The organism is Methylobacterium sp. GC_Met_3, assembly GCF_026540775.1.
GTDB lineage: Bacteria > Pseudomonadota > Alphaproteobacteria > Rhizobiales > Beijerinckiaceae > Methylobacterium.
Genome location: NZ_JALNUL010000007.1, coordinates 129783 through 152447 on the forward strand (window position 1 = coordinate 129783; position 22665 = coordinate 152447).

The 22665-nt window shown below is 69.0% G+C and carries 26 protein-coding genes and 1 pseudogene; 17 read left to right on the forward strand and 10 right to left on the reverse strand.

All coding sequences use genetic code 11. From position 1 onward, the window contains the following. Nucleotides 1–7: 7 nt before the first annotated feature. Nucleotides 8–286: a fibronectin-attachment protein (FAP) gene (locus tag OXS27_RS12185; RefSeq protein WP_243925461.1), complete on the reverse strand. Its 279-nt coding sequence runs from the start codon at nt 284–286 to the stop codon at nt 8–10. A gap of 88 nt (nt 287–374) precedes the next feature. Between OXS27_RS12185 and pgeF the strand changes: the two genes are divergently transcribed. From pgeF to OXS27_RS12200, 3 genes are all read left to right on the forward strand, one after another. Continuing rightward, nucleotides 375–1145 carry a peptidoglycan editing factor PgeF gene (gene pgeF / locus OXS27_RS12190; protein WP_243925682.1) on the forward strand — a complete coding sequence of 257 codons (771 nt, stop codon included), beginning with the start codon at nt 375–377 and terminating at the stop codon, nt 1143–1145. Between the two features lie 281 nt (nt 1146–1426). Then, nucleotides 1427–2266: a porin family protein gene (locus OXS27_RS12195; protein WP_267356424.1), complete on the forward strand. Its 840-nt coding sequence runs from the start codon at nt 1427–1429 to the stop codon at nt 2264–2266. A gap of 230 nt (nt 2267–2496) precedes the next feature. Further along, nucleotides 2497–3249, forward strand: a complete 753-nt coding sequence (locus OXS27_RS12200; RefSeq protein WP_267356425.1) for a DUF2076 domain-containing protein — start codon at nt 2497–2499, stop codon at nt 3247–3249. Nucleotides 3250–3339: 90 nt separating this feature from the next. Here the strand turns inward: OXS27_RS12200 and OXS27_RS12205 are convergent, their stop codons facing one another. Continuing rightward, the gene (locus OXS27_RS12205) at nt 3340–4155 is read right to left on the reverse strand and encodes a L,D-transpeptidase (protein WP_267356426.1); all 816 of its coding nucleotides are present in this window, start codon (nt 4153–4155) and stop codon (nt 3340–3342) included. Nucleotides 4156–4445: 290 nt separating this feature from the next. Here OXS27_RS12205 and OXS27_RS12210 point away from each other — a divergent pair, with 290 nt between their 5' ends. From OXS27_RS12210 to OXS27_RS12235, 6 genes are all read left to right on the forward strand, one after another. After that, nucleotides 4446–5159 (forward strand): protein phosphatase CheZ, encoded by a 714-nt coding sequence (locus tag OXS27_RS12210; protein WP_267356491.1) that lies wholly within the window; start codon nt 4446–4448, stop codon nt 5157–5159. A gap of 80 nt (nt 5160–5239) precedes the next feature. Then, nucleotides 5240–7306, forward strand: coding sequence for an excinuclease ABC subunit UvrC (gene uvrC, locus OXS27_RS12215; protein WP_267356427.1), 2067 nt, complete (start codon nt 5240–5242; stop codon nt 7304–7306). Nucleotides 7307–7379: 73 nt separating this feature from the next. After that, complete coding sequence (gene pgsA, locus OXS27_RS12220; RefSeq protein WP_243916229.1) at nt 7380–7979, forward strand: CDP-diacylglycerol--glycerol-3-phosphate 3-phosphatidyltransferase; 600 nt, start codon at nt 7380–7382, stop codon at nt 7977–7979. 48 nt (nt 7980–8027) lie between these two features. Then, nucleotides 8028–8279: a molybdopterin converting factor subunit 1 gene (moaD, locus tag OXS27_RS12225; protein ID WP_243916139.1), complete on the forward strand. Its 252-nt coding sequence runs from the start codon at nt 8028–8030 to the stop codon at nt 8277–8279. Between the two features lie 223 nt (nt 8280–8502). Further along, entirely contained in the window at nt 8503–8733 is a 231-nt protein-coding gene (locus OXS27_RS12230; protein ID WP_243916140.1) for a hypothetical protein, read from the forward strand. Between the two features lie 185 nt (nt 8734–8918). Then, complete coding sequence (locus OXS27_RS12235; protein ID WP_267356428.1) at nt 8919–9893, forward strand: DMT family transporter; 975 nt, start codon at nt 8919–8921, stop codon at nt 9891–9893. Between the two features lie 11 nt (nt 9894–9904). Here the strand turns inward: OXS27_RS12235 and OXS27_RS12240 are convergent, their stop codons facing one another. After that, nucleotides 9905–10681 carry an SDR family oxidoreductase gene (locus tag OXS27_RS12240; protein ID WP_267356429.1) on the reverse strand — a complete coding sequence of 259 codons (777 nt, stop codon included), beginning with the start codon at nt 10679–10681 and terminating at the stop codon, nt 9905–9907. 255 nt (nt 10682–10936) lie between these two features. On the opposite strand from OXS27_RS12240, the gene OXS27_RS12245 reads away from it, so the two are divergent. After that, complete coding sequence (locus OXS27_RS12245; RefSeq protein WP_243916143.1) at nt 10937–11350, forward strand: flagellar biosynthesis repressor FlbT; 414 nt, start codon at nt 10937–10939, stop codon at nt 11348–11350. A 13-nt stretch (nt 11351–11363) separates the two neighbouring features. Here the strand turns inward: OXS27_RS12245 and flaF are convergent, their stop codons facing one another. After that, nucleotides 11364–11735: a flagellar biosynthesis regulator FlaF gene (gene flaF / locus OXS27_RS12250; RefSeq protein WP_267356430.1), complete on the reverse strand. Its 372-nt coding sequence runs from the start codon at nt 11733–11735 to the stop codon at nt 11364–11366. A 166-nt stretch (nt 11736–11901) separates the two neighbouring features. Between flaF and OXS27_RS12255 the strand changes: the two genes are divergently transcribed. Then, nucleotides 11902–12147, forward strand: coding sequence for a hypothetical protein (locus OXS27_RS12255; protein ID WP_267356431.1), 246 nt, complete (start codon nt 11902–11904; stop codon nt 12145–12147). Here OXS27_RS12255 and OXS27_RS12260 read toward each other — a convergent pair whose 3' ends face one another. From OXS27_RS12260 to OXS27_RS12270, 3 genes are all read right to left on the reverse strand, one after another. After that, nucleotides 12148–12288 carry a hypothetical protein gene (locus OXS27_RS12260; RefSeq protein WP_267356432.1) on the reverse strand — a complete coding sequence of 47 codons (141 nt, stop codon included), beginning with the start codon at nt 12286–12288 and terminating at the stop codon, nt 12148–12150. 88 nt (nt 12289–12376) lie between these two features. Further along, nucleotides 12377–12712 (reverse strand): hypothetical protein, encoded by a 336-nt coding sequence (locus tag OXS27_RS12265; RefSeq protein WP_267356433.1) that lies wholly within the window; start codon nt 12710–12712, stop codon nt 12377–12379. A gap of 125 nt (nt 12713–12837) precedes the next feature. Next, nucleotides 12838–13347, reverse strand: coding sequence for a metallophosphoesterase (locus tag OXS27_RS12270; RefSeq protein ID WP_267356434.1), 510 nt, complete (start codon nt 13345–13347; stop codon nt 12838–12840). Between the two features lie 180 nt (nt 13348–13527). Here OXS27_RS12270 and OXS27_RS12275 point away from each other — a divergent pair, with 180 nt between their 5' ends. The 6 genes and pseudogenes from OXS27_RS12275 (at nt 13528) to OXS27_RS12300 (ending at nt 21126) form a co-directional block, all read left to right on the forward strand. Next, complete coding sequence (locus tag OXS27_RS12275) at nt 13528–14247, forward strand: cytochrome c biogenesis CcdA family protein (RefSeq protein WP_267356435.1); 720 nt, start codon at nt 13528–13530, stop codon at nt 14245–14247. Nucleotides 14248–14281: 34 nt separating this feature from the next. Further along, nucleotides 14282–15328, forward strand: a pseudogene (gene selD / locus OXS27_RS12280) (selenide, water dikinase SelD). A 99-nt stretch (nt 15329–15427) separates the two neighbouring features. Further along, nucleotides 15428–17407 (forward strand): glycosyltransferase, encoded by a 1980-nt coding sequence (locus OXS27_RS12285; RefSeq protein ID WP_267356436.1) that lies wholly within the window; start codon nt 15428–15430, stop codon nt 17405–17407. Beyond that, entirely contained in the window at nt 17404–18519 is a 1116-nt protein-coding gene (locus OXS27_RS12290) for a glycosyltransferase (protein WP_267356437.1), read from the forward strand. The genes OXS27_RS12285 and OXS27_RS12290 overlap by 4 nt, the downstream gene beginning before the upstream one ends. Nucleotides 18520–18794: 275 nt before the next feature. Then, entirely contained in the window at nt 18795–20270 is a 1476-nt protein-coding gene (locus OXS27_RS12295; RefSeq protein ID WP_267356438.1) for a GumC family protein, read from the forward strand. Next, nucleotides 20263–21126, forward strand: a complete 864-nt coding sequence (locus OXS27_RS12300) for a WecB/TagA/CpsF family glycosyltransferase (protein WP_267356439.1) — start codon at nt 20263–20265, stop codon at nt 21124–21126. The genes OXS27_RS12295 and OXS27_RS12300 overlap by 8 nt, the downstream gene beginning before the upstream one ends. A gap of 182 nt (nt 21127–21308) precedes the next feature. Here the strand turns inward: OXS27_RS12300 and OXS27_RS12305 are convergent, their stop codons facing one another. From OXS27_RS12305 to OXS27_RS12315, 3 genes are all read right to left on the reverse strand, one after another. Then, nucleotides 21309–21872: an NUDIX hydrolase gene (locus OXS27_RS12305; protein ID WP_243916153.1), complete on the reverse strand. Its 564-nt coding sequence runs from the start codon at nt 21870–21872 to the stop codon at nt 21309–21311. A 39-nt stretch (nt 21873–21911) separates the two neighbouring features. Continuing rightward, nucleotides 21912–22166 (reverse strand): sulfurtransferase TusA family protein, encoded by a 255-nt coding sequence (locus OXS27_RS12310; RefSeq protein WP_243916154.1) that lies wholly within the window; start codon nt 22164–22166, stop codon nt 21912–21914. Nucleotides 22167–22335: 169 nt separating this feature from the next. Further along, nucleotides 22336–22656: a hypothetical protein gene (locus OXS27_RS12315; RefSeq protein ID WP_267356440.1), complete on the reverse strand. Its 321-nt coding sequence runs from the start codon at nt 22654–22656 to the stop codon at nt 22336–22338. Nucleotides 22657–22665 lie beyond the last annotated feature (9 nt).

Sequence of the window (22665 nt, forward strand, 5' to 3'; positions counted from 1 at the left end):
GAGGCGTTCAACCGAACGAACCGAAACCGGAATCGGTCTGGTTTGCCGGCCGCGGGCTCGGCGGAGCCGGCGGGTTCGGATCGTTCGGGTCGAAAGCGGCAGGCTCGCGCGTGACGGAATGCGCGGGCGGGTTCGGGCTGCGGGGCGCTTCGGCCACCGGCTTGGACGTGTCCTTCAGGGCTTCGGACTCGATCCCGTGCGTCATTGCGATCCTTCTCAGCATGAGGCCGGTGCCGGCCTCATATTGCATTGCAGCAAGAATCTGACGTCTGAGCGACATCGTCAAGGGGCCGCCCGTGCGCTATCGGAGCGCCACCCCGGAGCCGGTCCGGACGCTCGTCCGGACTCATGGAGGATCGACCGTGACCGCAGGCCTGTTGATCGAAGCGCCGGAACTCTCCGCGTGCGCAGGCATCCGCCATGCCTTCTTCACCCGCCGCGGCGGCGTATCGGAGGGCAACTATACCTCCTTGAACGGAGGTCTCGGCTCTCAGGACGCGCCGGAGCACGTGATCGAGAACCGGGCGCGGATGTGCGCGCAGCTCGGGCTGCCGGCCGACCGGCTCGTGAGTCTGTACCAAGTTCACTCGGCCGAGGCCGTCACCGTCGAGGCGCCCTTCGCGCCGACCGAACGGCCCCGGGCGGACGCCATGGTGACGCGTATGGAGGGGCTGGCGCTCGGCATCGCCACCGCCGATTGTGGCCCGATCCTGTTCGCTGATCCCGCAGAGGGGGTGGTCGGAGCTGCCCATGCCGGCTGGAAGGGCGCGCTGACCGGGGTGATCGAAGCGACGGTGACCGCCATGGAGGCCCTGGGCGCCCGGCGGCATCGGATCGTCGCGGTGCTCGGACCGACGATCAGCCAGCGCTCCTATGAGGTTGGCCCGGATTTCATCGCACGCTTCCGGAACGAGGCCCCGGGAATGGACCGCTTCCTCGGCACCGGCGCCCGCGCGGATCATGCCCAGTTCGACCTGCCGGGCTTCATCCTGGCCCGGCTCGCCGAGGCCGAGGTGGCCGAGGCCGCAGCCCTGAACCTCTGCACCTACGCGGACGCCGAACGCTTCTACAGCTATCGCCGGGCGACGCATCGGGGCGAGCCGGATTACGGACGCCTGATCTCCGCCATCACGCTCGCACCCTAAAATACGCCGGTTCGGGAGCTTGGCCGGAACCGGAAAGGGGGTGCGACAATTTGTCGATCGACCGGCTCAAGAAAAAGCGTAGCCGTAACTGAACCTTGGCAATTCAAGTGCGTTGTGGGGTCAAGGTGCCGGGGAAAAACGGCGGGTTGCCATAAGGGGCCGCGTGAGCGGTCGGCGACACCGCAGAGCGCAAAGCAACCCTGGAACCGCTGGAACGCAACCCGATCCATGTCTTGCGTCCGTCCGCTCTCGGCCGGTGCGGGACGACCAGTGAGGACCAGATGATCAAGAAGCTTCTTCTCGCGAGCGCCGCCACGGCTCTCCTGACCGGCGCCGCCTCGGCCGCCGACTTGCCGCGCCGCGCCGCGCCGCCGCCCGTGTTCACCCCCGTGCCGGTGTTCACCTGGACCGGCGCTTACTTCGGTATCAACGCCGGCTACGCCTTCGACGCCTCCAGCCGCTCCACCGGCAACAGCTTCGGCGTGCCCTTCCCCTACGCCACCCCCGGCACCGTTGCGACCTTCCGCAACAACAGCCAGGACGGCTTCTCCGGCGGCGCCCAGGTCGGCTACAACTACCAGTTCACCCCGGGCAACGGCGTGGTCGTCGGCATCGAGGCCGACGCCCAGTACCTCGACTTCGGCCGCAGCCGGAACAGCTCGTTCATCTCCGGCGGCGCCCTGGCCCCCGGCTACTACGTCACCGACCCGCGCGGCCTGTCGAGCCTCGACTACTTCGGCACCGTGCGCGGCCGCCTCGGCTACGCCTTCGACCGCACCCTCGTGTATGGCACCGGCGGCTTCGCCTACGGCTCGGGCAGCGCTGACCGTTCGTTCGGCGGCTACGCCGGCAACGACAGCTTCCGCACCGGCTACGCGGTCGGCGGCGGCATCGAGTACGCGCTCCCCACCGACTCGTTCCTGAACTTCTTCCGCTCCTCGGCCGTGACGCTCAAGGTCGAAGGCCTGTACGTCAACCTCGACCGCAACACCCGCAACCAGGGCGCGTTCGTCATCAACGCCGCCAACAACTTCCCGGTCGTTACAAGCGGCGTCGGCCGCCGCTCCGACGAGTTCGCCGTCGTCCGCGCCGGCCTGAACTACAAGTTCGGCTCGTACTAAGACCGAGCATCGGCGCGGTCTCGACCGCGCCGGTCCTTCGGGGCACTCGTGATCTGATACGTCGAAGAAGCCCGGCCACGAGCCGGGCTTCTCGCGTTTCGGCGGGATCATCGGCAAGATCAGATGAAGTTTTCGCAAGGACCCCTGACAAAGCGTCGCCGCACTCCCATGTCGTGTCAGCCATGCGGCGCGTTCGGGCCCGCGGGTTACGATTCGAGGAGGACGACTCCATGAACAGCGAAGAACGCGACGTCATCTCGGGAATCTTCCAGCGCCTGGAGAAGGCGCAGTCGCAGTCCCGCGACGCGGAGGCCGAGCGCTTCATCGCCGACAAGATCCGCGCTCAGCCCTACGCGCCATACGCGATGGCGCAGCTGGTCTATGTGCAGGAAGAGGCGATCAAGAGCCTGAACCAGCAGCTTGAGCAGGCGCGCAGCCAGGGCGCGCAGGCGCAGTCCTCCGGCGGCGGCGGCTTCCTGTCGAGCATCTTCGGTGGCGGCGGCAGCCAGCGCCAGGAGCCGCAGCCGGGCTACGCGCAGCAGCGGCCGTCCGGCCAGCCCTGGGGCAACGCGGCCCCGCCTCAGCAAGGTTACCCCCAGCAGGGATACCCGCAGCAGGGTTATCCGCAGCAGCAGGGCGGTCCGTGGGGCGGCCAGCCGCAGGCTCCGGCGCGCGGCGGCGGCTTCCTCGCCTCGGCGCTCCCGATGGCAGCCGGCGCGGCCGGCGGCATGCTGCTCGGTAGCGCCCTCTCGAACGCTTTCGCGGGTGGCCATTCCAGCCTTGGCAGCGCCGCGGCGGCCGGCCTCGGCGGGGGCGGCGAGACGGTCGTCAACAATTACTACGGTGACGGCGGCAACCAGGATCTCGGCTCGGCCCTCGACAACAGCGGCGGGGGCGGCGACTTCCAGGATGCAAGCTTCAGCGATCCGAGCAGTGATTTCGGCGGCGACATGGGCGGTGGCGACGACAGCGACTGGACCTGATCGTCGACAAACGAAACGTCCAAAGGCCCGGTCGTGCTCAGGCACGGCCGGGCCTCTTCTTTTGCGCGCAGCATCGATGCGCGTCAGGCCTCAGAGAACCTCGACGCGCGTTCCGACGGGGACGCGCTCGTACAGATCGATGACGTCGTCGTTCATCATCCGGATGCAGCCCGACGAGACCGACTGCCCGATCGTGGTCGGCTCGTTGGTCCCGTGGATCCGGTAGAGCGACGAGCCGAGATAGAGCGCCCGGGCGCCGAGCGGATTCGCCGGCCCGCCCGCCATGTGGCGCGGCAGGTCCGGGCGGCGGGCCAACATCTCGGACGGGGGTGTCCAATCCGGCCATTCGGCCTTGCGGCTGACGGTCTTCAGACCGCTCCAGGCGAAGCCCGGCCGGCCGACTCCGATGCCGTAGCGCAGGGCGCGCTGCCCGGACTGCACGAGGTAGAGGTGCTTTCCGGTTGTGTCGATCACGATCGTCCCGGGCCTCTGCCGACCGGTGAACGCCACCTCCTGGCGCTGATACTCCGCCGACACCGCGCGAGCGATCCGGCTGGGATCAGCCTGGGATGCGCCGTAGGCGGCCGCTTGCGCTGCCCCGTAAGCCTGGGCCGGCGTCGCATAAGCCTGGACCGGCGCCGCGTAGGCCTGTGCCGCTTCGGGCTCCGCGGGCAGCAGCTCGCCGGTATAGGGCTCGACCCGCTGCGCACCCATGACCCGTCGCGGTTGCGCGGCACGCTGCGGCCAAGCTCGGCCGGCGTTGCCTGCACCGCCGCCGGTGACGAGATACTCGATCAGGCCGCCACCGTAGCCACCTTCGCTGTAGCGCGCCTGCTGCGCCTGAACGGGTGCGCTCCAGAGCGAGACGGCCGTCGCCGCCCAGAGACACAGTCGGACACCGCGCATCGTACCCTGCTCCCGAAACCCGGCTCTCAATCCCGGCACCTAGACGATTGGACTCGCTTTCCCCGAATCAGGTGAACGAACGTGGTGAATCCAGACGCGACACCGGTCCATCCCGTCCCGGCGCTAAGCAGCGTGAATCCGTGGTAAAGTGGCCGCGCTGCCGCTCCCGCACGAAACCTGACGGCAAAGAGGTCCGCGTTGCGGCTTGAGGCAAGCTTGGCAGTCACAGTCCGTCAACCGATATGTTAGACACTGGCGAACAGGCACCCTGAACGTCGACGTCCCGGATGATGACCCAGAAGCGCTACCGCATCGAAGACAGCCTCGGGCTTGCCGCAGCGCCGCCGCCATCGGCTCCTCCCGCGTCGAACGAGCGCCTGGAGGAAATCTTCTCCGCCATCCAAGATCTGCGCCGCATCACGCAGATGAGTGCCAGCGAGACCATCGAAGCCTGCCGGCGCGACCTGCATGAGGCGCTGGCGATGCGCTCCGAGCTGGACGTGATGAAGGAGGCCATCACCCGCACCAAGTCGGAGTTGGCCACGCTCCATCGGACCGAGTACAGCGGCAAGGGCATGCGCCGGGCGGCCGACGAGCTCGACGCGGTGGTCGATTCGACCGAGCGCGCCACGACGCAGCTCCTCGGTGCGATCGAGGAAATCGAGAGCCATGCCGGCATGCTCAACGCGGCGACGCTGCCGCCGGGCATGAAGCAGCACGTCGACGTGATCCTAGAGCGGGTAATCTCGGCCTACGAGGCCTGCAACTTCCAGGATCTGACCGGGCAGCGGATCAACAAGATCGTCGGCGTGATGAAGTTCATCGAGGAGCACCTCGATCGGCTCATCGACACGTGGTCGGAGCTGGACAGCTTCAAGGAACTCATTGCCGTGATGCCGGTCTCGACCGCCCTGGACGATGAGAGCAGCCTGCTCAACGGGCCGAAGCTCGATCACGATATCGGCCACGTCGACCAGAGCGACATCGACTCGCTGTTCGACTGAATCGGCGTCCGCCGGGCGGCACGCCAAATTTATTCGCCGCCCCCGTCCCGCTCGGGGGCGGGAAGGCTTAAATCGGAGGGATGAGCCGCAGAGCCCTCTCAGACCTGCCCCCCGACACGTTCGACGACGGCCGCGACGCCGAGCGGGACGAAACCGCCGACGCGCCCGAGGCCGGGACGCCGGACGACACGGCGGCGGAGATCGATTTCGATTTCGAGCCGGGTGCCGTCGAAGCGGGCACCGAGGTGATCCGCCGCTTTTGGTCGACGCTACCGGGCTCGCCGGGCGTCTACCGGATGTTCGATCATCGCGGCGACGTCCTCTACGTCGGCAAGGCCAAGAACCTGAAGGCCCGCGTCGGCTCCTACGCCCGCGGTCAGGCGCATTCGAACCGCATCGCCCGGATGATCTCGCAGACGGCGGCGATGGAGTTCGTCACCACCGCGACCGAGACCGAGGCGCTGCTGCTGGAAGCCAACCTGATCAAGCAATTGAAGCCCCGCTTCAACGTGCTGATGCGGGACGACAAGTCGTTCCCCTACATCCTGGTCACCGATGACGGCCCGGCCCCGCAGATCGTGAAGCATCGCGGCGCCCGGCGGCGGAAGGGCAATTATTACGGGCCCTTCGCCAGCGTCTGGGCGGTGAACCGGACGGTGAACGCCCTGCAGCGCGCCTTCCTGCTGCGCACCTGCACCGACAGCTACTACGAGAACCGCAGCCGGCCCTGCCTGCTCTACCAGATCAAGCGCTGCTCCGGCCCCTGCACGGGCGAGATCGCGACGGAGGATTACGCCGCCATGGCGGATTCGGCGCGCGCCTTCCTGGCCGGCAAGTCGAACGCGGTGAAGGATCGGATGCGTACCGAGATGCAGACGGCTTCCGAGGCCATGGAGTTCGAGCGGGCCGCCCGCTTTCGTGACCGGATCGCCGCACTCTCGGCGATCCAGGGGGTGCAGGGCGTCAACACCCAGGGTGTGGAGGAGGCGGACGTGTTCGCCCTCGACGATCAGGCCGGGCAGTTCTGCATCGAGGTGTTCTTCTTCCGGAACTTCCAGAACTGGGGCAACCGGGCCTATTTCCCGAAGGCCGACCGGACCATGACGGCCGACGAGGTGCTGGGCTCGTTCATCAGCCAGTTCTACGACGACAAGCCGGCGCCGCGCACGGTCCTGACCAGCCACGCGATCGAGGATGCCGAGCTCGTGGCCGCCGCCCTGTCGAGTCGCGTGGAGTATCGGGTCGAGCTTCACCGGCCGCTCCGCGGCGAGCGCAAGAACCTCGTGGACTACGCCCAGCGCAACGCCAAGGAGGCACTGGCCCGCCGCCTCGCCGACACCGCCTCGCAGGGCAAGCTGCTCACGGCGTTGGGCCAGGCCTTCGGGATGGACAAGGCGCCGCGCCGGATCGAGGTCTACGACAACTCGCACATCATGGGCACGAACGCGGTCGGCGGCATGATCGTCGCCGGCCCCACGGGCTTCATGAAGACGCATTACCGCACGTTCAACATCAAGTCCGAGGAGCTCACTCCGGGGGACGATTACGGCATGATGCGCGAGGTGCTGCAGCGCCGCTTCAAGCGGCTGGTCAAGGAGGCGCCGCGCACCGCCCAGGAGGCGGAGGTCGCCGCCGCCGAGGGCGGCGCGCCGGAGCCCGTCCCGGCCCCGGCCGAGGAGAGCGAAGCCTTCCCGGCCTGGCCGGACCTCGTGCTCATCGACGGCGGCAAGGGCCAGCTCGACGCCGCACGGGCGGCCCTCGACGCGGTCGGCGTGACGGACGTGCCGCTGATCGGCGTCGCCAAGGGTCGCGACCGGGATGCCGGACGGGAGACGTTTTTCGTCCCCGGCCGGCCGCCGTTCAAGCTTCCGCCGCGCGATCCGACGCTCTACTTCGTGCAGCGACTCCGCGACGAGGCCCACCGCTTCGCCATCGGAACCCACCGGGCCAAGCGCAAACGTGAGATGGTGAGGAATCCCTTGGACGAGATTGCCGGCATCGGCCCGAGCCGCAAGCGTGCGCTGCTGCACCATTTCGGAACCGTGAAGGCGATCGAGCGCGCCGCCTTCGAGGATCTGGCCAAGACCCCCGGCGTGAACGCCGCTACGGCGCGGGCCGTCTACGACTTCTTCCATGCCGGCACCTGAGAACCCCGGCGCCATGGCCGAGCCGAACACAGAAGCGTTGACGCCCGGGCCGGGCTCTGATTTCACCCCGACCATGAACGCCGTCCTTCCCCGACGACGGTCGCCGGCCTGGACGCTCGCGAACTGCCTGACCTACGGGCGCCTCGTCGCGGTACCGGTGATGGTCGCGCTGCTGTTCTGGCCCGAATCCCACACCGCCCGGTGGACGGCGCTGGGGGTGTTCGTGGTGGCCGCGATCACGGACTACCTGGACGGGTATGTCGCGCGGACCTACCACCAGAGTTCGGCGCTTGGCCGGATGCTCGATCCGATCGCCGACAAGCTGCTGGTCTCGGCATGCCTGCTGATGCTGGCGGCCGATCACACGATCATCGGCTCCAGCGTCTGGGCGGCGATCGTGATCCTGTGCCGCGAGGTGCTGGTCTCCGGCCTGCGGGAATATCTGGCTGAGCTGAAGGTCGGCGTGCCGGTGAGCAAGATCGCCAAGTGGAAGACGACCGTGCAGCTCGTGGCGCTCGGCTTCCTCGTCGCCGGCCCAGCCGGCGAGACGGTGCTGCCGGGGACGGAGCAGATCGGCATCGCGCTCTTGTGGCTCGCCGCGGTGCTCACGATCTGGACCGGCTGGGACTATATGCGGGCCGGGATCAAGCACGTCATCGACGATCCGCGCTGACGGGCCGGACTGCGCTTCCCGTCCCCTGACGCGTTACGGTGTGATCCGATGAAGCTCGTCTATTTCGCCTGGGTCCGTGAGCGGATCGGCCGGCCCGAGGAAGAGCTGACGCCCCCGCCGGCGGTCGGCACCGTGGCCGATCTCGTCACATGGCTTCGGGGGCGCGGCGAGGAATACGCCTATGCGTTCGAGGATCCGGGCGTGGTGCGTGCCGCGATCGACCGGGTCCACGCCAAGCCGGATGCGGTGATCACGGGCGCGCGCGAGATCGCCTTCTTCCCGCCGATGACGGGCGGCTGACGGCCAGCTACGGTCTCGGCGCCGGTAGTCTTCGCGGATTTGCGCCGGCCCGGGCCCCGGCCTCTATGGAGCCGTCGCTCCGGCTGTCCCCCATGCCGAACGGCGCGCGGACCGAGCCAAGTTGTTTACGGGTTCGGTCCGTTTCACGGGTCTCTCGATCGGCGGAACGCTTAAGCTGCGATTGCCGTTATTCGGTGCCGAATTCCGGTACTGGAGCCCCCGAATGCGCACTGCACTGCTCGCCACCGCCGCTCTGTTGAGTGTCTGCGCCTCCGCGCAGGCTCAGACCACCGTGATCGAACGCGACAGCCCCGCCGTCGTCGTCGAGCGCCCGGCCACCGAGTCGAAGTCCGTCACCGTCCACGACCACGGCGACGGCTGCGTCAGCAAGACGGTGCGCAAGGAGAACGACATGGGTGATTCCAAGACGGTGAAGAAGGAGTCGTGCGACTGAGGCACGGTTCGGCGCCGGTGCGGTTTCTTCCGCCCGGCGCCCCAGATTGAGCTCATCGCAAAGGACCGCCACGCCACGACGGGCGGTCGACGGCAATTTCTTCGATCACGTTCGAGCGCAAGAAACGCGTTGCGGCGCCGATCAGCCAAGCCTCAAGCTTACTCCGAATTGATCGGAGATTCGCCATGTGGGCCACCGGCACGCATAGGATGACGGCGACCGAATGGGCGTTGCTCGTCGGCCTCTCGATCCTCTGGGGCGGCTCGTTCTTCTTCACCCTTGTGGCGCTCGCCGCTCTCCCGCGGTTCACATTGGTCGCCCTGCGGGTCGGACTCGCTGCCCTCGCGCTCAACCCCGTCCTCGCACTGAGTGGAACGTCCCTCCCGCGCGAACGGGCGATCTGGGTGGCCTTCCTGGGTATAGGCCTCCTCAACAACGCCGTGCCGTTCAGCCTCATCGTCTGGGGACAGACGCAGATCGCCTCCGGGCTCGCCGCGATTCTCAACGCCACGACACCGCTCTTCACTGTCGCGATGGCGCATTGGACGACGGCTGACGAGCGGATGACCGGCCATCGGCTTGCGGGCGTCGTCATCGGTTTCATCGGCGTGGCCGTGATGGTCGGGCCCGATGCGCTGGCCGGCCTCGGCAGCACGGTCCTGGCGCAACTGGCGGTGCTCGGCGCCGCCCTGTCGTACGGGGCCGCGAGCATATTCGGCCGGCGCTTCAGGCGGATGGCGGTTACACCGCTGACCGTGGCGACCGGACAGGTCACCGCATCGACGCTGTTGATTCTGCCCATCGCGCTGGTGATCGATCGACCCTGGACCCTGACGATGCCCGGCCCGACCGTCTGGTGTGCAGTGCTCGGCGCGGCGCTGCTGTCCACGGCCCTGGCCTACATCGTGTTCTTCCGGGTCCTGGCGACGGCCGGAGCGACCAACATTTCCCTCGTCACCTTCCTGATCCCGGTTTCCGCGATCCTGCTCGACGCCCTGGTCCTGGGTGAGCGCCTCGACCCCCGGCATGGCGTCGGCATGGCTCTGATCGCCGCGGGGCTCGCGGCGATCGACGGGCGTATTCTCGATCGCCGGATCTGGTTCACCGGTCCGCGCGCGGCGACCGGGCACGGACCCGATCGGGATCGTAACGGTGCCTAGGCGGCACGCGATCAGCGCCAGCCGGCATCCACGAAATAGCCGTGCCCCGTGCACATCCGCGCGTCGTCCGAGGCCAGGAACAGGACCAGAGCGGCGACGTCGGCGGGCTGGATCCGTCCATCGAGGCATTGCGCCGCGACGATCTCGGCCTCACCCTCCGGCGTGTACCACTTCTCCTGGCGTGGGGTCTGGACGTTGCCGGGCACGATGGTCGCCACCCGGATGCCGTCGCGGCCGAGATCGCGCGCGAGCGCCCGCGTCATCCCCTCGATCGCCGCCTTGGCGGTCTGATAGACCGGCATGTTCCTCGAGCCCAGGTGCCAGCTGATCGAGCCGAAGTTCAGGATCACCCCGCCGCCGGCTCGTTGCATGCCCGGCACGGCCGCCTGAGCGGCGAAGAACAGGTGGCGCAGGTTCACGGCCATCCGGTCGTCCCAATAGGCCGGCGTCACCTCATCGAGACTGTGACGGTCGTCGTTGCCGGCGTTGTTCACCAGAACATCCAGGCCGCCCAGAGCCGCTTCGGCCTCGGCCACGAGGCGGCGGACCGCCTCGACGTCGGTCAAATCGCAACGCCGATAGAGCGGTGCGTGCGCCGGCGCCGGGGCGAGACGCGCGACCAGCGCGGCGGCGGCATCGTCCGCGATGTCGCAGAAAACCACGCGGGCGCCCTGCCCTACGAAAGCCTCCACGAGCCCGGCCCCGATCCCGGACGCGCCACCGGTCACCAGCACGCGCTTGTCCCTCAGGCTCGGATAGAGGGCGCGGCCCTCGGACGATGCCGACATCAGACGATCCCTCCCAACACGTCCGCGACCGGACCGGGACTTGTCTGAGTTTTAGCATGCTGGCGGCGCCTCGCAATGCGGACGTTCTTTCGGCGGGTTCGTGAAACGTTAACGACTGACAAATCAGAACAGCATGTCGTCCCGAGCTGATCCCGATCGCAGCGCGATCAAGGGCGGCGCCGGGCCGTTGCTTCGACACGCTCTAACCGCCGGACCTTCAGCGACGGCGGTCAGCGCTCCAGAAAGGACCGCGCGATGCCCCTGCGTCTGGAACTCAAGCCGTTCGAGCGGCTGATCATCAACGGCGCTTTGCTGCGCAACGGCGACCGGCGCTCCACCTTCCTGATCGAGACGCAGTGCAAATTCCTGCGCGAGAGCGAGATCATCACGGAGAGCGAGGCCGATACGGCCTGCAAGCAGCTCCACCTGACGCTGACCGTGATCTACCTCGCCGACGATCCGGCGCAGGGGACGGACCTGTTCTTCCGCCAAGCGACCGACCTGATCCGGCAATCCCCGGCGGCCGCACCGCAGATCGCGGCGATCGTCGAACAGCTCGAGGCCGGCGAATATTACCGCGCGCTCAAGCTAAGCCGCCGATTGGTCGAATGGGAGAGTGCGGGCCGGACGCCCGCGACGGAGCATCCGGCACCAGCAGCGGCCCCGTAGGAGCCGTCCAGGCTCAGCCAGGATTGCCCTGAAGGCCGGCAGCGACCTGATTGTTGATCGAGACGAGCGTGGCGATCTTATCCGGCGTCGGCGCGATCATCGTGTCGAGGCAGCTTTGCAGCACGAACGCCCCGAGGCGCCCGACACCCTGCTTCACATCGACGGGAAGCGGATTTCGGTCCGCAGTGGCCTCCGAACTGAGGAGGGTCCAGACGCGCTGGTTGTACGACAACGCCTCGTTGACGCGGGCGTGTTCTCCGGTGGCAAGGGCTTGGCTGGCTCCGATCAGGCGCTGCGCGGCCTTCAGCAGAAGCTGGGATTCAGCTTCGCGGGGCGTCAGCGCGCTGTGGGCGGTACGGGCGTAAGCATTGGCGGCTGTGTTCATCGGCGGTGTGGACCCCGGATCAATCCTGCCAGCAAGGCAGGCTTGGCCACAGCTGTCGCAGATCAGGAGTTAAGACGGCGTGAGCGGCAGGTCGGCCATGATAACGCCGGGTTGGACAACGAACACACAGTGTGGCCTGAGAAGCCGGCCCCGGATCACCGCGACGATGTTGAATTTCTTTTTCGGAACCGTGGCCGGTGGTCTCATCGTCGGCGTCTTGACGATCGCGGCCGCCCGGCAACCGGAGGTTCAGGTGCGCCTAGGCCTGAGGCCGATCTTACCGCCCATGGCCCTTGCGGCGGCCCCAAAGGCACCTGAGCCGGATTGTGGGCGACGCCAGGAGGCGGCTCCGAACGGGGCGGCTCAGGAAATCCTGTTCAACCGCCAGCGCTTCTGGTCGGTCTCGCCGTGATCAAAGCGCGCCGATCAGAACCAAGAGCATCGTCGTTGCGACGGTGGTGCTGACGAAGCCGCACAAGGCGGCGGCGAAGGACGGACCGGTCCGGACGGCGGACGGCTCGAGTGCGGCGGTCGACAGGGGGGCGGGGGTCATCGGCGCAAAACCTTAGGGGCGACATGCGTCGCGCATGACGGGACGTTGCTGCGAACGCGGGCAGCTCGAAGTGCGCGAGCGCACCCGATCAGTCGCAGCGATTGATTTTCTTGGCGATCCGCAGGCCGCGCAGCTCGCTCCGCAGATCGATCGCTACGACGCCCTCGCCGCATTGCTCGAATGCGTCCCGGGCATCGTCGTAGCGGTCGCCAACTTCATCGAGCGTGTCGCAGACACGATCGTGGTTGCCGAGCTGCGCTTCCTGGCGTGCCTGGAAGCGCAGGGCATTCGCCTCGTCGACCTTGCGCTGGGCCTCCAGGCAGGCTGGCAGGGCCAGCGCCGCGGAGGTCAGGGCGAGGCCGGCCAGGAGGCCGGCCAAGGGGCCGGCGAGGCGGCGAAGAAGAGTAGCCGAACTGGCACGCACGGTTACACTCACGCACGCGTTGCAGGGCAGACCGAACGGGCGCTGCTGGGTTTCCGAGGCAGCGCATGACCACCCCGTCTCTATGGGCAAAAACGATGAAGCTGCGGTGAAGGTTCCGGCCGAAATCAGCGCTTGCCCCGCAAGCGTGACGTGAGGATTGCGGGGAGCGTCACGGGCGCCGGGCCCATCGGATCGACGCCGACATCGTACTGCTTGGGCAATGGCTTAAGCTTGCCGTGGCTGTGACCGTGGAGATTGAGCGCGCCCTTGCTCATCCCGTTCCACGTGCGGAACGCGTAGTGGCAGAGCACCACCATCCGGCCCTCGACGGCGAATTCCACGTAGTGGCGCACTGAGGCCCAGCCGGACGCCGTGAGGGTGTCTGGTCCGTCGTTGTTGCCGACGATCAGATGTTTCTCGCCGTTGAGGCTGTCGAGGATTTCGTGGATCCGCGTGCCGCTCGGGCCGAGGGCGAAATCGCCGAGGTGCCAGACGATGTCGCCGGGCGCCACCGCGGCGTTCCAGGCCGCGATTAGGCCGGCATCGTGTGCGTCGAGGTCCGGATAAGGCCTGTGATCGAAGCGCAGGGCGCGGGAATCACCGAAATGCGTGTCGCCCGTGAAGAAGATGGTCACCGTTCGGCTCCGCTGCGGCCATGACGCGATCCGCGACCGGATGGCAGCCGAAGCGCGCTGCCCACAGCCGGGTTCCCAACACGCTATGACACGCGGCCGTGATGCTTGGGCGCGTTGACGCTAGATCCGGCGCCGGCGAAGCCTGCCGGCAACGAACATCAACTCGGGAGGACACGCTCGATGCTGGGAACGGTGGCTTTTGCGTTCCTGGCCGGGCTGCTGTCGGTGCTGTCGCCCTGCGTGCTGCCGCTCGTGCCGATCGTCCTGGGCACCGCGGCGGCGGAGCACCGGCTCGGACCGCTGGCCCTGGCGGCGGGGCTCGCGATCGCCTTCACGATCATCGGCCTGTTCGTGGCGACCGTCGGCTTCGCCATCGGCCTGGATGGCGACGTATTCCGCTCCGCCGGCGCGATCCTGATGGTGGGAATGGGGATCGTGCTGATGCTGCCGCGGCTCCAGGCCCGGGTCGCGACCGCGGCCGGTCCGGTCGGTGCCTGGGCCGAGGCACGCTTCGGCGGCGTCGGCCCGGGTGGCCTGTCCGGCCAGTTCGCCGTGGGCCTCCTCCTCGGCGCCGCCTGGAGCCCCTGCATCGGCCCGACCCTCGGCGCCGCTTCGCTGATGGCGGCCCGGGGCGAGCATCTCGGGAACGTCGCGCTGACGATGCTCGCCTTTGGAATCGGCGCCGCCCTGCCGCTGATGCTGCTCGGCTTCGCCTCCCGCGAAGCCCTGATGCGCTGGCGCGGCGGGCTCGCGGCGGCTGGCCGGACCGCAAAGGCGGGCCTGGGCGTTCTGCTCGTCGTGCTCGGGCTGCTCGTGCTGACCGGGCTCGACAAGCGCGCGGAGTCGGTCATCGTGGCGGCCTCGCCGGACTGGCTCACCGCGGCCACGACGCGCTACTGACGGGAGCCCGCGCCACCCGGACCGGAGACCCGCCATGACCGATGCCCCCCGTTTATCGAGCCTCGCCCATGGCGGCGGCTGCGGGTGCAAGCTCGATCCGGCGGTCCTGCGCCAGTTGCTGGCCTGACAGCCGGCCGCCGAACCGTTCGAGCGGCTGCTCGTCGGCAACGAGACCTCGGATGATGCCGCGGTTTGGGAACTCGACGACGGAACCTGCGTGATCGCCACAACGGACTTCTTCACCCCGATGGTGGACGATCCGGTGGATTTCAACCGGATCGCCGCGACGAACGCCATCTCGGACGTCTACGCCATGGGCGGCAGGCCGATCCTGGCGCTGGCGATTCCCGGCATGCCGCTCGGCAAGATCGAGCCTGAGGTCGTCGCCCGGATCCTCCGCGGCGGCGCCGAGATCTGCACCGAGGCCGGTATCCCGGTCGCGGGCGGCCACTCGATCGACACGCCCGAGCTGATCTACGGGCTTGCGGTGATCGGCACCTGCCGCCGGGAGGCCGTGCGCCGCAACGCCGACGCGCTGGCCGGCGACGCGGTCATCCTGACGAAGGCACTGGGGGTCGGCGTCTATTCGGCGGCGATCAAGCGCGAGAAGCTGGACGCGGCCGGCTATCGCGACTTCGTCGCCACCACCACCCTGCTGAAACGGATCGGCCCGGATCTCGCTGCCGAGCCCGCCGTGCACGCGCTCACCGACGTGACCGGCTTCGGCATCCTCGGCCACGGCCTCGAACTCGCCCGGGGCGCTGGCCTGACCTTCCGGCTCGAAGCCGATGCGCTGCCGCTCCTGCCGCAGGCGGCGGCGCTGGCGCAGGACGGCTTCGTCACCGGCGCCTCGCACCGCAACTGGGCCGCGTTCGGCGCCGAAATCGACCTGCCTGCCGATCTTCCGGAGTGGCGCCGCCACCTGCTCACCGATCCGCAGACCTCCGGCGGCCTGCTGGTGACCTGTGCGGCCGACCGGGCGGACGCGATCCTGGCCCGCATCCGCGAGGGCGGGTATCCGGCCGCCGCCCGGATCGGCCGGATGGAGGTGGGCCCAGCCCGGATCCGCGTGGACGCCTGACAGCGGAACGCCTTCTTCCGAGAAGGACCGCGAGAAGCAATCTTCAACATTCGCGTTCAGAGTGCGGCCGGACACGATACCCGCGCCGCCCGAGCCGCCTTGCCCGACGCCTCTTCCCCATCGCCGCCCGCCCACGGCATCGCCGGCTGGCCGTTCGGCCCGGCCGTCACAGGCCCGGCCCGACCCGCCTCGCTGCCCGACGGGCTGCCCTGGCCCCGGATCCGCGTCGTCACCGTGGTTCGGGCCGGAGCGGCCCTTGGTGAGACCGTCGCCTCGGTTCTGCGCCAGGATTATCCCGAGGTTCGGCACGACTTGGTCGCACCCGGAGACGCCGGCCCGACCGTCGCGCGAATCCTGGCCGATCCGACCGTCGAGTACCTGCTCTGGCTCGATGCCGACGATCTCCTCGCCCCCGGCGCGTTGACCGCCCTGGCGCTGGAAGCAGCGCTGACGGGGGCCGACGCAGTGGCGGGCCTGCGCGTCCTGTTCGACACGGCGGTCCAGGGCCTCGACGGCCCGGCTTTCGCGGCGGGGCCGGGGGGGATCGCCTCCATGAGCGGCTCCGTGCTCTGGGCACGCGGATGCCTCGACCCGGCCGCCCTGATCGACGCCGATGGGCTGTTCGACGACGCCGCGATATGGTTCGCGATCCCGGAGGAGGCCCGCCGCTCCATCGGTCGCCCGGTTCTGCTCCACAGGCTGGTGGCGGCGCCGATACCACCGGGCGGCCTGTCCATCGTCTCGCTAACGGGTACCGGGACGCAGGGCGGGGCCGGTGTGGCGCAGCGGCGCGTCGCCGAGGCGCTCGCCCTCGCGGGCCACCGCCTCACCCCGATCGCGCTGAGCGACCGACCCGAAGCGGCCGAGTGGACCGACACCTTCCCGCAGGCCGAGGCGGAGATCGCGGCGGCGGCGCCCGATCTTGTCCTGGCCGGTAACCTGCACGGGGCGACCCGCAGCCTCGACGTGATCGCCCGCCTCAGCCAGCGCGGTCCGGTCGCCCTCGTGCTGCACGACCTGTTTCCGCTGACCGGCCGATGCTGCCACCCCCGCGAGTGCGGCCGTGCCGCGCTGGGCTGCGATGCCGCCTGCCCGGGTCCGGACGAGTACCCGCAACTCGCCCCCGGCCGGATCGCCGACATGCATGCCCGCAAGCGCGCCGTCCTGGCCGCCCCGTCAGGTCCGTGGCTGCTCGCGAATTCCGACTGGACGCTGGCGCGCGCTCGGGAACTCGCGCCCCCGGGCACCGTGGCGGAGCCGATCCGGCTCGCCTTCCCGACCGCCGTATTCCGCCCGGGCAATCGCGCGGCGTTGCGCCGCCGGCTCGGCCTGCCGCCCGACGACGTGCTGATCCTGATCTCCGCCGTGATCGTCGATGGCCCCGATAAGGGTTTCGACGACCTGCGTGCCGCCCTTCAAACCGTAGCGCGGCCGGGCGTCGGTGTGGTGGCGATCGGCCGGCTGGACGATCCAGCGCGGCTCGGGCTCGCCAACTTGTTTGCGCCGGGGCTGATCGCCGACGAAGAAACATTGGCCGCCTGGTACGGTGCCTGCGATCTCCACGTCACTGCCAGCCGTCACGAGACCCTCGGGCAGACGCCGATCGAGGCCGGCCTGTGCGGGGTGCCAACCCTGGCTTACCGCACCTCCGGGTTGACCTCCTCGGTGATCGACGGCGTGTCGGGTCGCCTTGTCCCCGTCAGACCCGGCGCTTTCGCCGAGGCCCTGGGGGCGCTGGTGGACGATCCAGCGACGCGCGCCCGGCTCGGCGCCTTCGCGCGCATCGCCCTGGAGAGCCGCTACAGCCCGGCCTCCGCCGCCCTGTCGCTGGAGGCGGTCTTCCGACGGCACGGGCTCCGGGATGCGGCGGCAGGACCGCATTTCGCGCCCGCGATGCTCGGTCACTTCCCCTTCGCGGCCACACGGCAGGCGGGCGCCGCCGGGACCGTGCCGACGGCCTCGCGGCCGCTCGTGCGCCGCCTGCGGCGTGCCAAGCAGATGGTCCTCGGGCGCCGGATGCCACTCCTCGTGCGCCGCTGCCTCTACCTCGCGGGCCGCCTGCGCCGGAGCCTGCCATGACGGCGCAGCCAGACGACGCGACCGCCGACCGGATCCGGCGGATCTATCTCGACCAGACGCATCTGCGTGGCCACGTCACCGGCATCGAGCGGGTTACCCTCGACCTGTTCGCCCCGGACACGCTCGCGCCGCATGAGGTCCGGGCGATCACCAGCCGATCGCTGCCGGGCATGATTACCGCGCAGCATCTTGCGATGCCCCTGCACGCGCTGCGGGACCGGGACGCGTTGTTCCTGTTCCCGGGTTTTCCGCCGGGCCCGCTCTGCGCCTTGGCGGCCGAACGCTGCCTGCTCTACGTGCATGACACCTTCCTACTCACCCGGCCGGAGGATCTGAGCCTGCGCAGCCGACTCTACATGAGCCCGAGCTTCGCCCTGGCCCTGCGCTGGTGCCCGAACCTGTTCGTCAACAGCCGGACCACAGGCGTGGCCGTGCGCGCCGTCTGCGCGCCGCGTGCCCGCGTCGCGCTGCTTCGCCCGCCGGTGCGCGACACGTTCGACCTCGGCGACCTGCCGGGGCCGGCTCCCTACGAGCCGGGTGACACGCTGCGCCTCCTCGCCATTGGGACGATCGAGCCGCGGAAGAACTACCCAGCCGCCCTGGCCCTCACGTCGGCGCTGATCCGCGCTGGAATTCCCGCGGAACTGTATCTGGTCGGCCGAATCGGCTGGGGCCGTCACGCCTTCCTGGACGATCCACCACCGTTCCTGCACCGGCACGGCTATCTGTCGGACACCGAACTGCGCGGCCTCGCGGCGTCGTGCCATGTTCTGCTGTCGACCTCGAAGGCGGAGGGGCTCGGCCTGCCGCTGCTGGAGGTGCAGCATGGCGGCCTACCCGTTGTGGCGCCGGACGACGCCGTGTTCCGCGAAGTTCTGGATCGCTCCGGCCTGCTGATCCGGCCGGAGGCGCCGGATGCGGCGGCCCGAGCGCTAACGGATTGGATCACCGGGGGCGGTCTGATCCACGCGGCCGAACTCAGCCGGACCAATGTGGCACGCTGGAACGCGGCGGCGGCCGAGGACGGAGTGCGCTTCCGCCGGTTCCTCGCGGGCGACGCCGCGGCCTATGCTGCCCCGAATTCGATCGTCGCCGATCACGGCGACGTGTGAGGTTCGTACGTAGTCCGCGGCGGGCTGGCGGCTTTGATCGCCGTAAAGGTGCGGCAGTTTACGTCATCTCTCACCCCGTCATCTACAGGCTTTCAGTCGCCGAGGACGGCTCAAGGTGAGATTACCTTAGCGGTACACGGATTGCTGCCGTACCATCGAAGACACTGCCCACGGCGGGGTCCTGTCCCGAATTGGTACGAAGCTGATCGGAACGGGGACAGACGACCGGGACGGTGGACAACCGATCCGTCTCAGAGGGTCAGGGAGCGAGGCGTATGTTCGACTTCTCGACACGAATAAGTGGTGAGCAACCCATCCGGATTGTGCTTCCGGAGGTCGCGCCCCGCAACGACCCGAAGGTGATGCTGCGGCGCCTGTGGCGCGGCCGCAGCTTCATCGTGCTGAGCACCCTGTTCATGGTCGCGGTCGCGATCGCGGTGCTCGGCCTGCTCCCGCCGCGCTACACGTCCAGCATCCAGATCCTCGTCGATCCGAGCGATCTACGGGTCGTCGAAAACGACGTGAACGCCCGCCAGCCGCAGGCTGACAGCGGCGTCTCGATCGCCGAGAGCCAGGTGCGGGTGATCCAGTCCGACAACGTGCTTCGCCGGGTTATCGCGCGGCTGCATCTCGATCAGGACGAGGAGTTCGTGCTGCCGGACGGCGACAACCCGACGGTGAACTGGATCAAGGGCGCGCTCGGCATGCTGCCGCCGCCCGGAAGCCGGAACCCGGTCAACATCGCCCTCGACACGCTCCAGAACCGCCTCAGCGTCCAGCGCGCCGAGCGGACCTTCGTGATCGACGTTTCCGTCCAGTCTCGCGATCCCGAGAAGGCCGCGCAGATCGCCAACGCGATCGGCGACGCCTACTTTGCCGAGGAGGCCTCGGCCCGGACCGACACCGCCCGCCGCGCCTCGGATGCCCTCGCGGGCCGCCTCGCCAGCCTCAAGCGGGACGTCGAGCAGGCCGAGGGCGCGGTCGTGCGCTATCGCGAGGATCACAAGCTCGTGGCGTCGAGCGGGCGGCTGCTCACGGATCAGCAGCTCGGCGACCTGAACCAGCAGCTCGTCACGGCCGCGATCAAGACCGCGGAGGCGAAGGAGCGGCTCGACCAGGCGCGCAGGATGCGCTCGTCGGATCCGAGCACCGCCCTGCCCGAGATGCTGCAATCGCTGGAAATGCAGGCGCTGCGTCAGCAATACGCCACGCTCTCCCGCAACACCGCCGAGCTGGCGACCCGGCTCGGCGAGCGCCACCCGGCCATGGCCGAGCAATACGCCCAGCAGCGTGACCTTCAGCGCCTGATCCAGCGCGAGAAGGAGCGGATCATCGATACCACCCAGAAGGACTACGACCGGGCCGCCGCCAGCGAGACCGCGATCCGGGGGAGCCTCGACCGGGTCAAGACCGAGACGGTGTCGAGCGACCGGGCCTATGTCGGCCTGCGCGAGCTGGAGCGGACGCTCGAAGCCCGCCGGGGCGTCTACGAGGCCTATCTGAAGCGCGCTCGCGAGGCGAGCGAGCAGGAGCGGCTCAACACCACCAACGTGCGCATCATCTCGGTGGCGACGCCCGCTCGCCAGCGGACCTTCCCGCCGTCGCCGAAGATCGTGCTGCCGCTGGCCCTGGTGCTCGGTCTGCTCATGGGCGGCGGCATCGCCCTGATGCTCGGCGCCGACAGCGACCGACGCCGGTCGCAGCGTGCCGCGCCCCGTCCCGCCGCGAGCTTCCGAGCCGCCGATGCGTAATTTTGGGCGGCTCCGACTCGATCTGGAAGCGGCGGACCCGCTTCCACGGGAGGTGCGCAGCGCACGGTTGCCCACCGCCCTGCTCCCCGGCTCGGCCCTGCCGGGTGCCACCGTCGAGCTGTTCGGCCTGCGCTTCCAGACCGGCAGCGCCGAATCGATCGTGGCCGCGGTGGCGGCCCGGCGGGACGACAGTCCTCGGATGATCGTGACCGCCAATGTCGATCACATCGTTCAGCTCAGCACGGATCCAGCCTTTCGGGGTGCCTACAGCCGGGCGGCCGCCCGGACCCTCGACGGGATGCCACTGGTCTGGCTGGCGCGGGCGGCCTGCCGCCGGCCGGTCCACCGGGTGACCGGTCACGACCTGATGGGCTGCGTGATGGCCGATCCGCCCGCCTTCGCCCGGCGGATCTTCCTGGTCTCGGCCCGCCAGGACGCGGCGGACGCGCTCGCGACCCGGCTGCGGGACAGGGGCCTTCCGGATGGGGCGGTGGCGAGCGCGGTTCCGCCCTTCGGCTTCGAGGCCGATCCGGACTACAGCGCGGACCTCGCGGTGCGGATCCGGGCCCACGGGACGACATTGCTGGTGATGGGCGTCGGGGCACCGAAGTCCGAGATCTGGATCGACCGGCACCGGGCCACGCTCGGCGACCCCGTGGTGTTCTGCATCGGCGACGCGCTGAACGTGGCGGCGGGGTATCTGTCGCGCGCGCCGGGGCTGATGCAGCGCCTGGGCCTCGAATGGATCTTCCGCTTCATTCAGGCACCGCGACGGCTGTTCCGGCGCTACTTTGTCAAGTCCTGGCGCTTCATCGGCATCGTTGCCCGGGGCCGGCTCGTGGATCGCGGGGGTTGAGGGGATTCCCCAAGGGCATCTTTCGGAAACTCAGGCTTCGGGAAACAACGCGTTCCTCCTCCCTCGATATCCACAATCGTAGTTCGGCTGTGACACGCGCCCTCCCTCCCCCCTTCGCGGGGGAGGGAGAGAAGCAGTTACTGCTGCTTCTGTGAGCCCGGCAGGCGCCGCCGCCCCGAACCTCAGAACAGGTCGGGCCGCCGCAATTGAAGCGCGTACAGCAGCACCAGCGACTTCATGTCGGTAAGCCGACCATCGCGGCCCATGGCGGCCAGTTCGCGGAGCGGGATCTCGTGGACTGTGACCGCCTCGCCCTCCGAGGCCAGACCGCCGCCGGTCCCGGCCTGGTCGGCGGCCCCATAGGCGGCCAGGAACAGGTCCATACGCTCGGTTGAGATGCCCGGCATCGACCACGCGCTCGCGATGGGGTCGAGTTGGCTCAGGCGCAGGCCCGTCTCCTCCATGGCCTCGCGCCGGGCTTCATCCTCGGCCGCGCCCTCGTCGAGCAGGCCCGCCGGCACCTCCATGTGGGTCGGTGGACCGTCGGAATAGAGAACCGGCGCCCGGAACTGCGAGACCAGCGTGGCGACCCGCCGATCTGGATCGTACGGCAGGACCGCGACCGCCCGGCCGTGATCCTCGATCTCCCGCGTCATGCGGGTCCCATCCTCTTGGATGACTTCGGCCACGAGGAAACGGGCCCAGCCGTCGTGCACGAGGCGCACGCCCCCGATCCGTGGTGCCATGCCGGTTTCATCCCGTCCCTGGAAAGTCTGACGGATCGTTCAGGAATGCGGCGGCATCGCGGAACGCGCGATACGGAAGCACAGGCGATCACCGTGTCGCTCCGCCGCGTCGAGCCGTGCGCCCTCCTCGCGAACGAGATTCGGGATATCGATCATCGCCATGGGATCGGTGCAGGTGACGACCAGAATCCTCCCTGCGGCCAGCCGGCGCAGCGCCTTCCGGGTTCGCAGGACCGGGAGCGGGCATTTCAGGCCGCTGAGATCGAGGGCGACGCTATCCGTCTCATCCTGCATGCGGCGCGCTCGCGATCCCGACCGGGAGCGTCTTAGAGCTGGGCCCGATCGCGTTGCAATCGGGCGCGGCGCTAAGCTTTCGTTTCAACGCGCTCTCTTGCGCCGAACCGGTATCCACACCTCGGCGCAGAGCGCTCCAGGCCTTACCGTTTCGGCGAACCGGTTCCGCTCACCATTCGGGATGGCTGAAGGCGGGCCCGTCATGCCAATCCGGGTCGGACCAGGCGTAGCGGGGGCCGTAATAACCGTACTCGAAACCGTGGGAGCGCGTCGGCGCGTAGGCGTAGCCGTACCCGAACGGCACCGGGTACTGGTACTCGCCGTAATAGCTGTAGAACGGCGGCCGGGTCGGCCCCGGCGGCGGGCCGGCGAGGCGACGGCCCATAGTTGGTCCAGCGCGATACTGCGGCGGATCGGCGGCGAAGCCGGGACCGGCACTGACCGACAGGGACGCCATCCCAGCCAGCAGGGCGGCGGCGTAGCGAATCATGGAACACTC

Coding starts and splice junctions, on each gene's coding strand:
- OXS27_RS12195 (WP_267356424.1), top strand. CDS start 1,427: ATGATCAAGAAGCTTCTTCTCGCGAGCGCCGCCACGGCTCTCCTGACC.
- OXS27_RS12200 (WP_267356425.1), top strand. CDS start 2,497: ATGAACAGCGAAGAACGCGACGTCATCTCGGGAATCTTCCAGCGCCTG.
- OXS27_RS12205 (WP_267356426.1), bottom strand. CDS start 4,155: ATGCGCGGTGTCCGACTGTGTCTCTGGGCGGCGACGGCCGTCTCGCTC.
- OXS27_RS12210 (WP_267356491.1), top strand. CDS start 4,446: ATGACCCAGAAGCGCTACCGCATCGAAGACAGCCTCGGGCTTGCCGCA.
- uvrC (WP_267356427.1), top strand. CDS start 5,240: ATGAGCCGCAGAGCCCTCTCAGACCTGCCCCCCGACACGTTCGACGAC.
- pgsA (WP_243916229.1), top strand. CDS start 7,380: ATGAACGCCGTCCTTCCCCGACGACGGTCGCCGGCCTGGACGCTCGCG.
- moaD (WP_243916139.1), top strand. CDS start 8,028: ATGAAGCTCGTCTATTTCGCCTGGGTCCGTGAGCGGATCGGCCGGCCC.
- OXS27_RS12230 (WP_243916140.1), top strand. CDS start 8,503: ATGCGCACTGCACTGCTCGCCACCGCCGCTCTGTTGAGTGTCTGCGCC.
- OXS27_RS12235 (WP_267356428.1), top strand. CDS start 8,919: ATGTGGGCCACCGGCACGCATAGGATGACGGCGACCGAATGGGCGTTG.
- OXS27_RS12240 (WP_267356429.1), bottom strand. CDS start 10,681: ATGTCGGCATCGTCCGAGGGCCGCGCCCTCTATCCGAGCCTGAGGGAC.
- OXS27_RS12245 (WP_243916143.1), top strand. CDS start 10,937: ATGCCCCTGCGTCTGGAACTCAAGCCGTTCGAGCGGCTGATCATCAAC.
- flaF (WP_267356430.1), bottom strand. CDS start 11,735: ATGAACACAGCCGCCAATGCTTACGCCCGTACCGCCCACAGCGCGCTG.
- OXS27_RS12255 (WP_267356431.1), top strand. CDS start 11,902: ATGTTGAATTTCTTTTTCGGAACCGTGGCCGGTGGTCTCATCGTCGGC.
- OXS27_RS12260 (WP_267356432.1), bottom strand. CDS start 12,288: ATGACCCCCGCCCCCCTGTCGACCGCCGCACTCGAGCCGTCCGCCGTC.
- OXS27_RS12275 (WP_267356435.1), top strand. CDS start 13,528: ATGCTGGGAACGGTGGCTTTTGCGTTCCTGGCCGGGCTGCTGTCGGTG.
- OXS27_RS12290 (WP_267356437.1), top strand. CDS start 17,404: ATGACGGCGCAGCCAGACGACGCGACCGCCGACCGGATCCGGCGGATC.
- OXS27_RS12295 (WP_267356438.1), top strand. CDS start 18,795: ATGTTCGACTTCTCGACACGAATAAGTGGTGAGCAACCCATCCGGATT.
- OXS27_RS12300 (WP_267356439.1), top strand. CDS start 20,263: ATGCGTAATTTTGGGCGGCTCCGACTCGATCTGGAAGCGGCGGACCCG.
- OXS27_RS12305 (WP_243916153.1), bottom strand. CDS start 21,872: ATGGCACCACGGATCGGGGGCGTGCGCCTCGTGCACGACGGCTGGGCC.
- OXS27_RS12310 (WP_243916154.1), bottom strand. CDS start 22,166: ATGCAGGATGAGACGGATAGCGTCGCCCTCGATCTCAGCGGCCTGAAA.
- OXS27_RS12315 (WP_267356440.1), bottom strand. CDS start 22,656: ATGATTCGCTACGCCGCCGCCCTGCTGGCTGGGATGGCGTCCCTGTCG.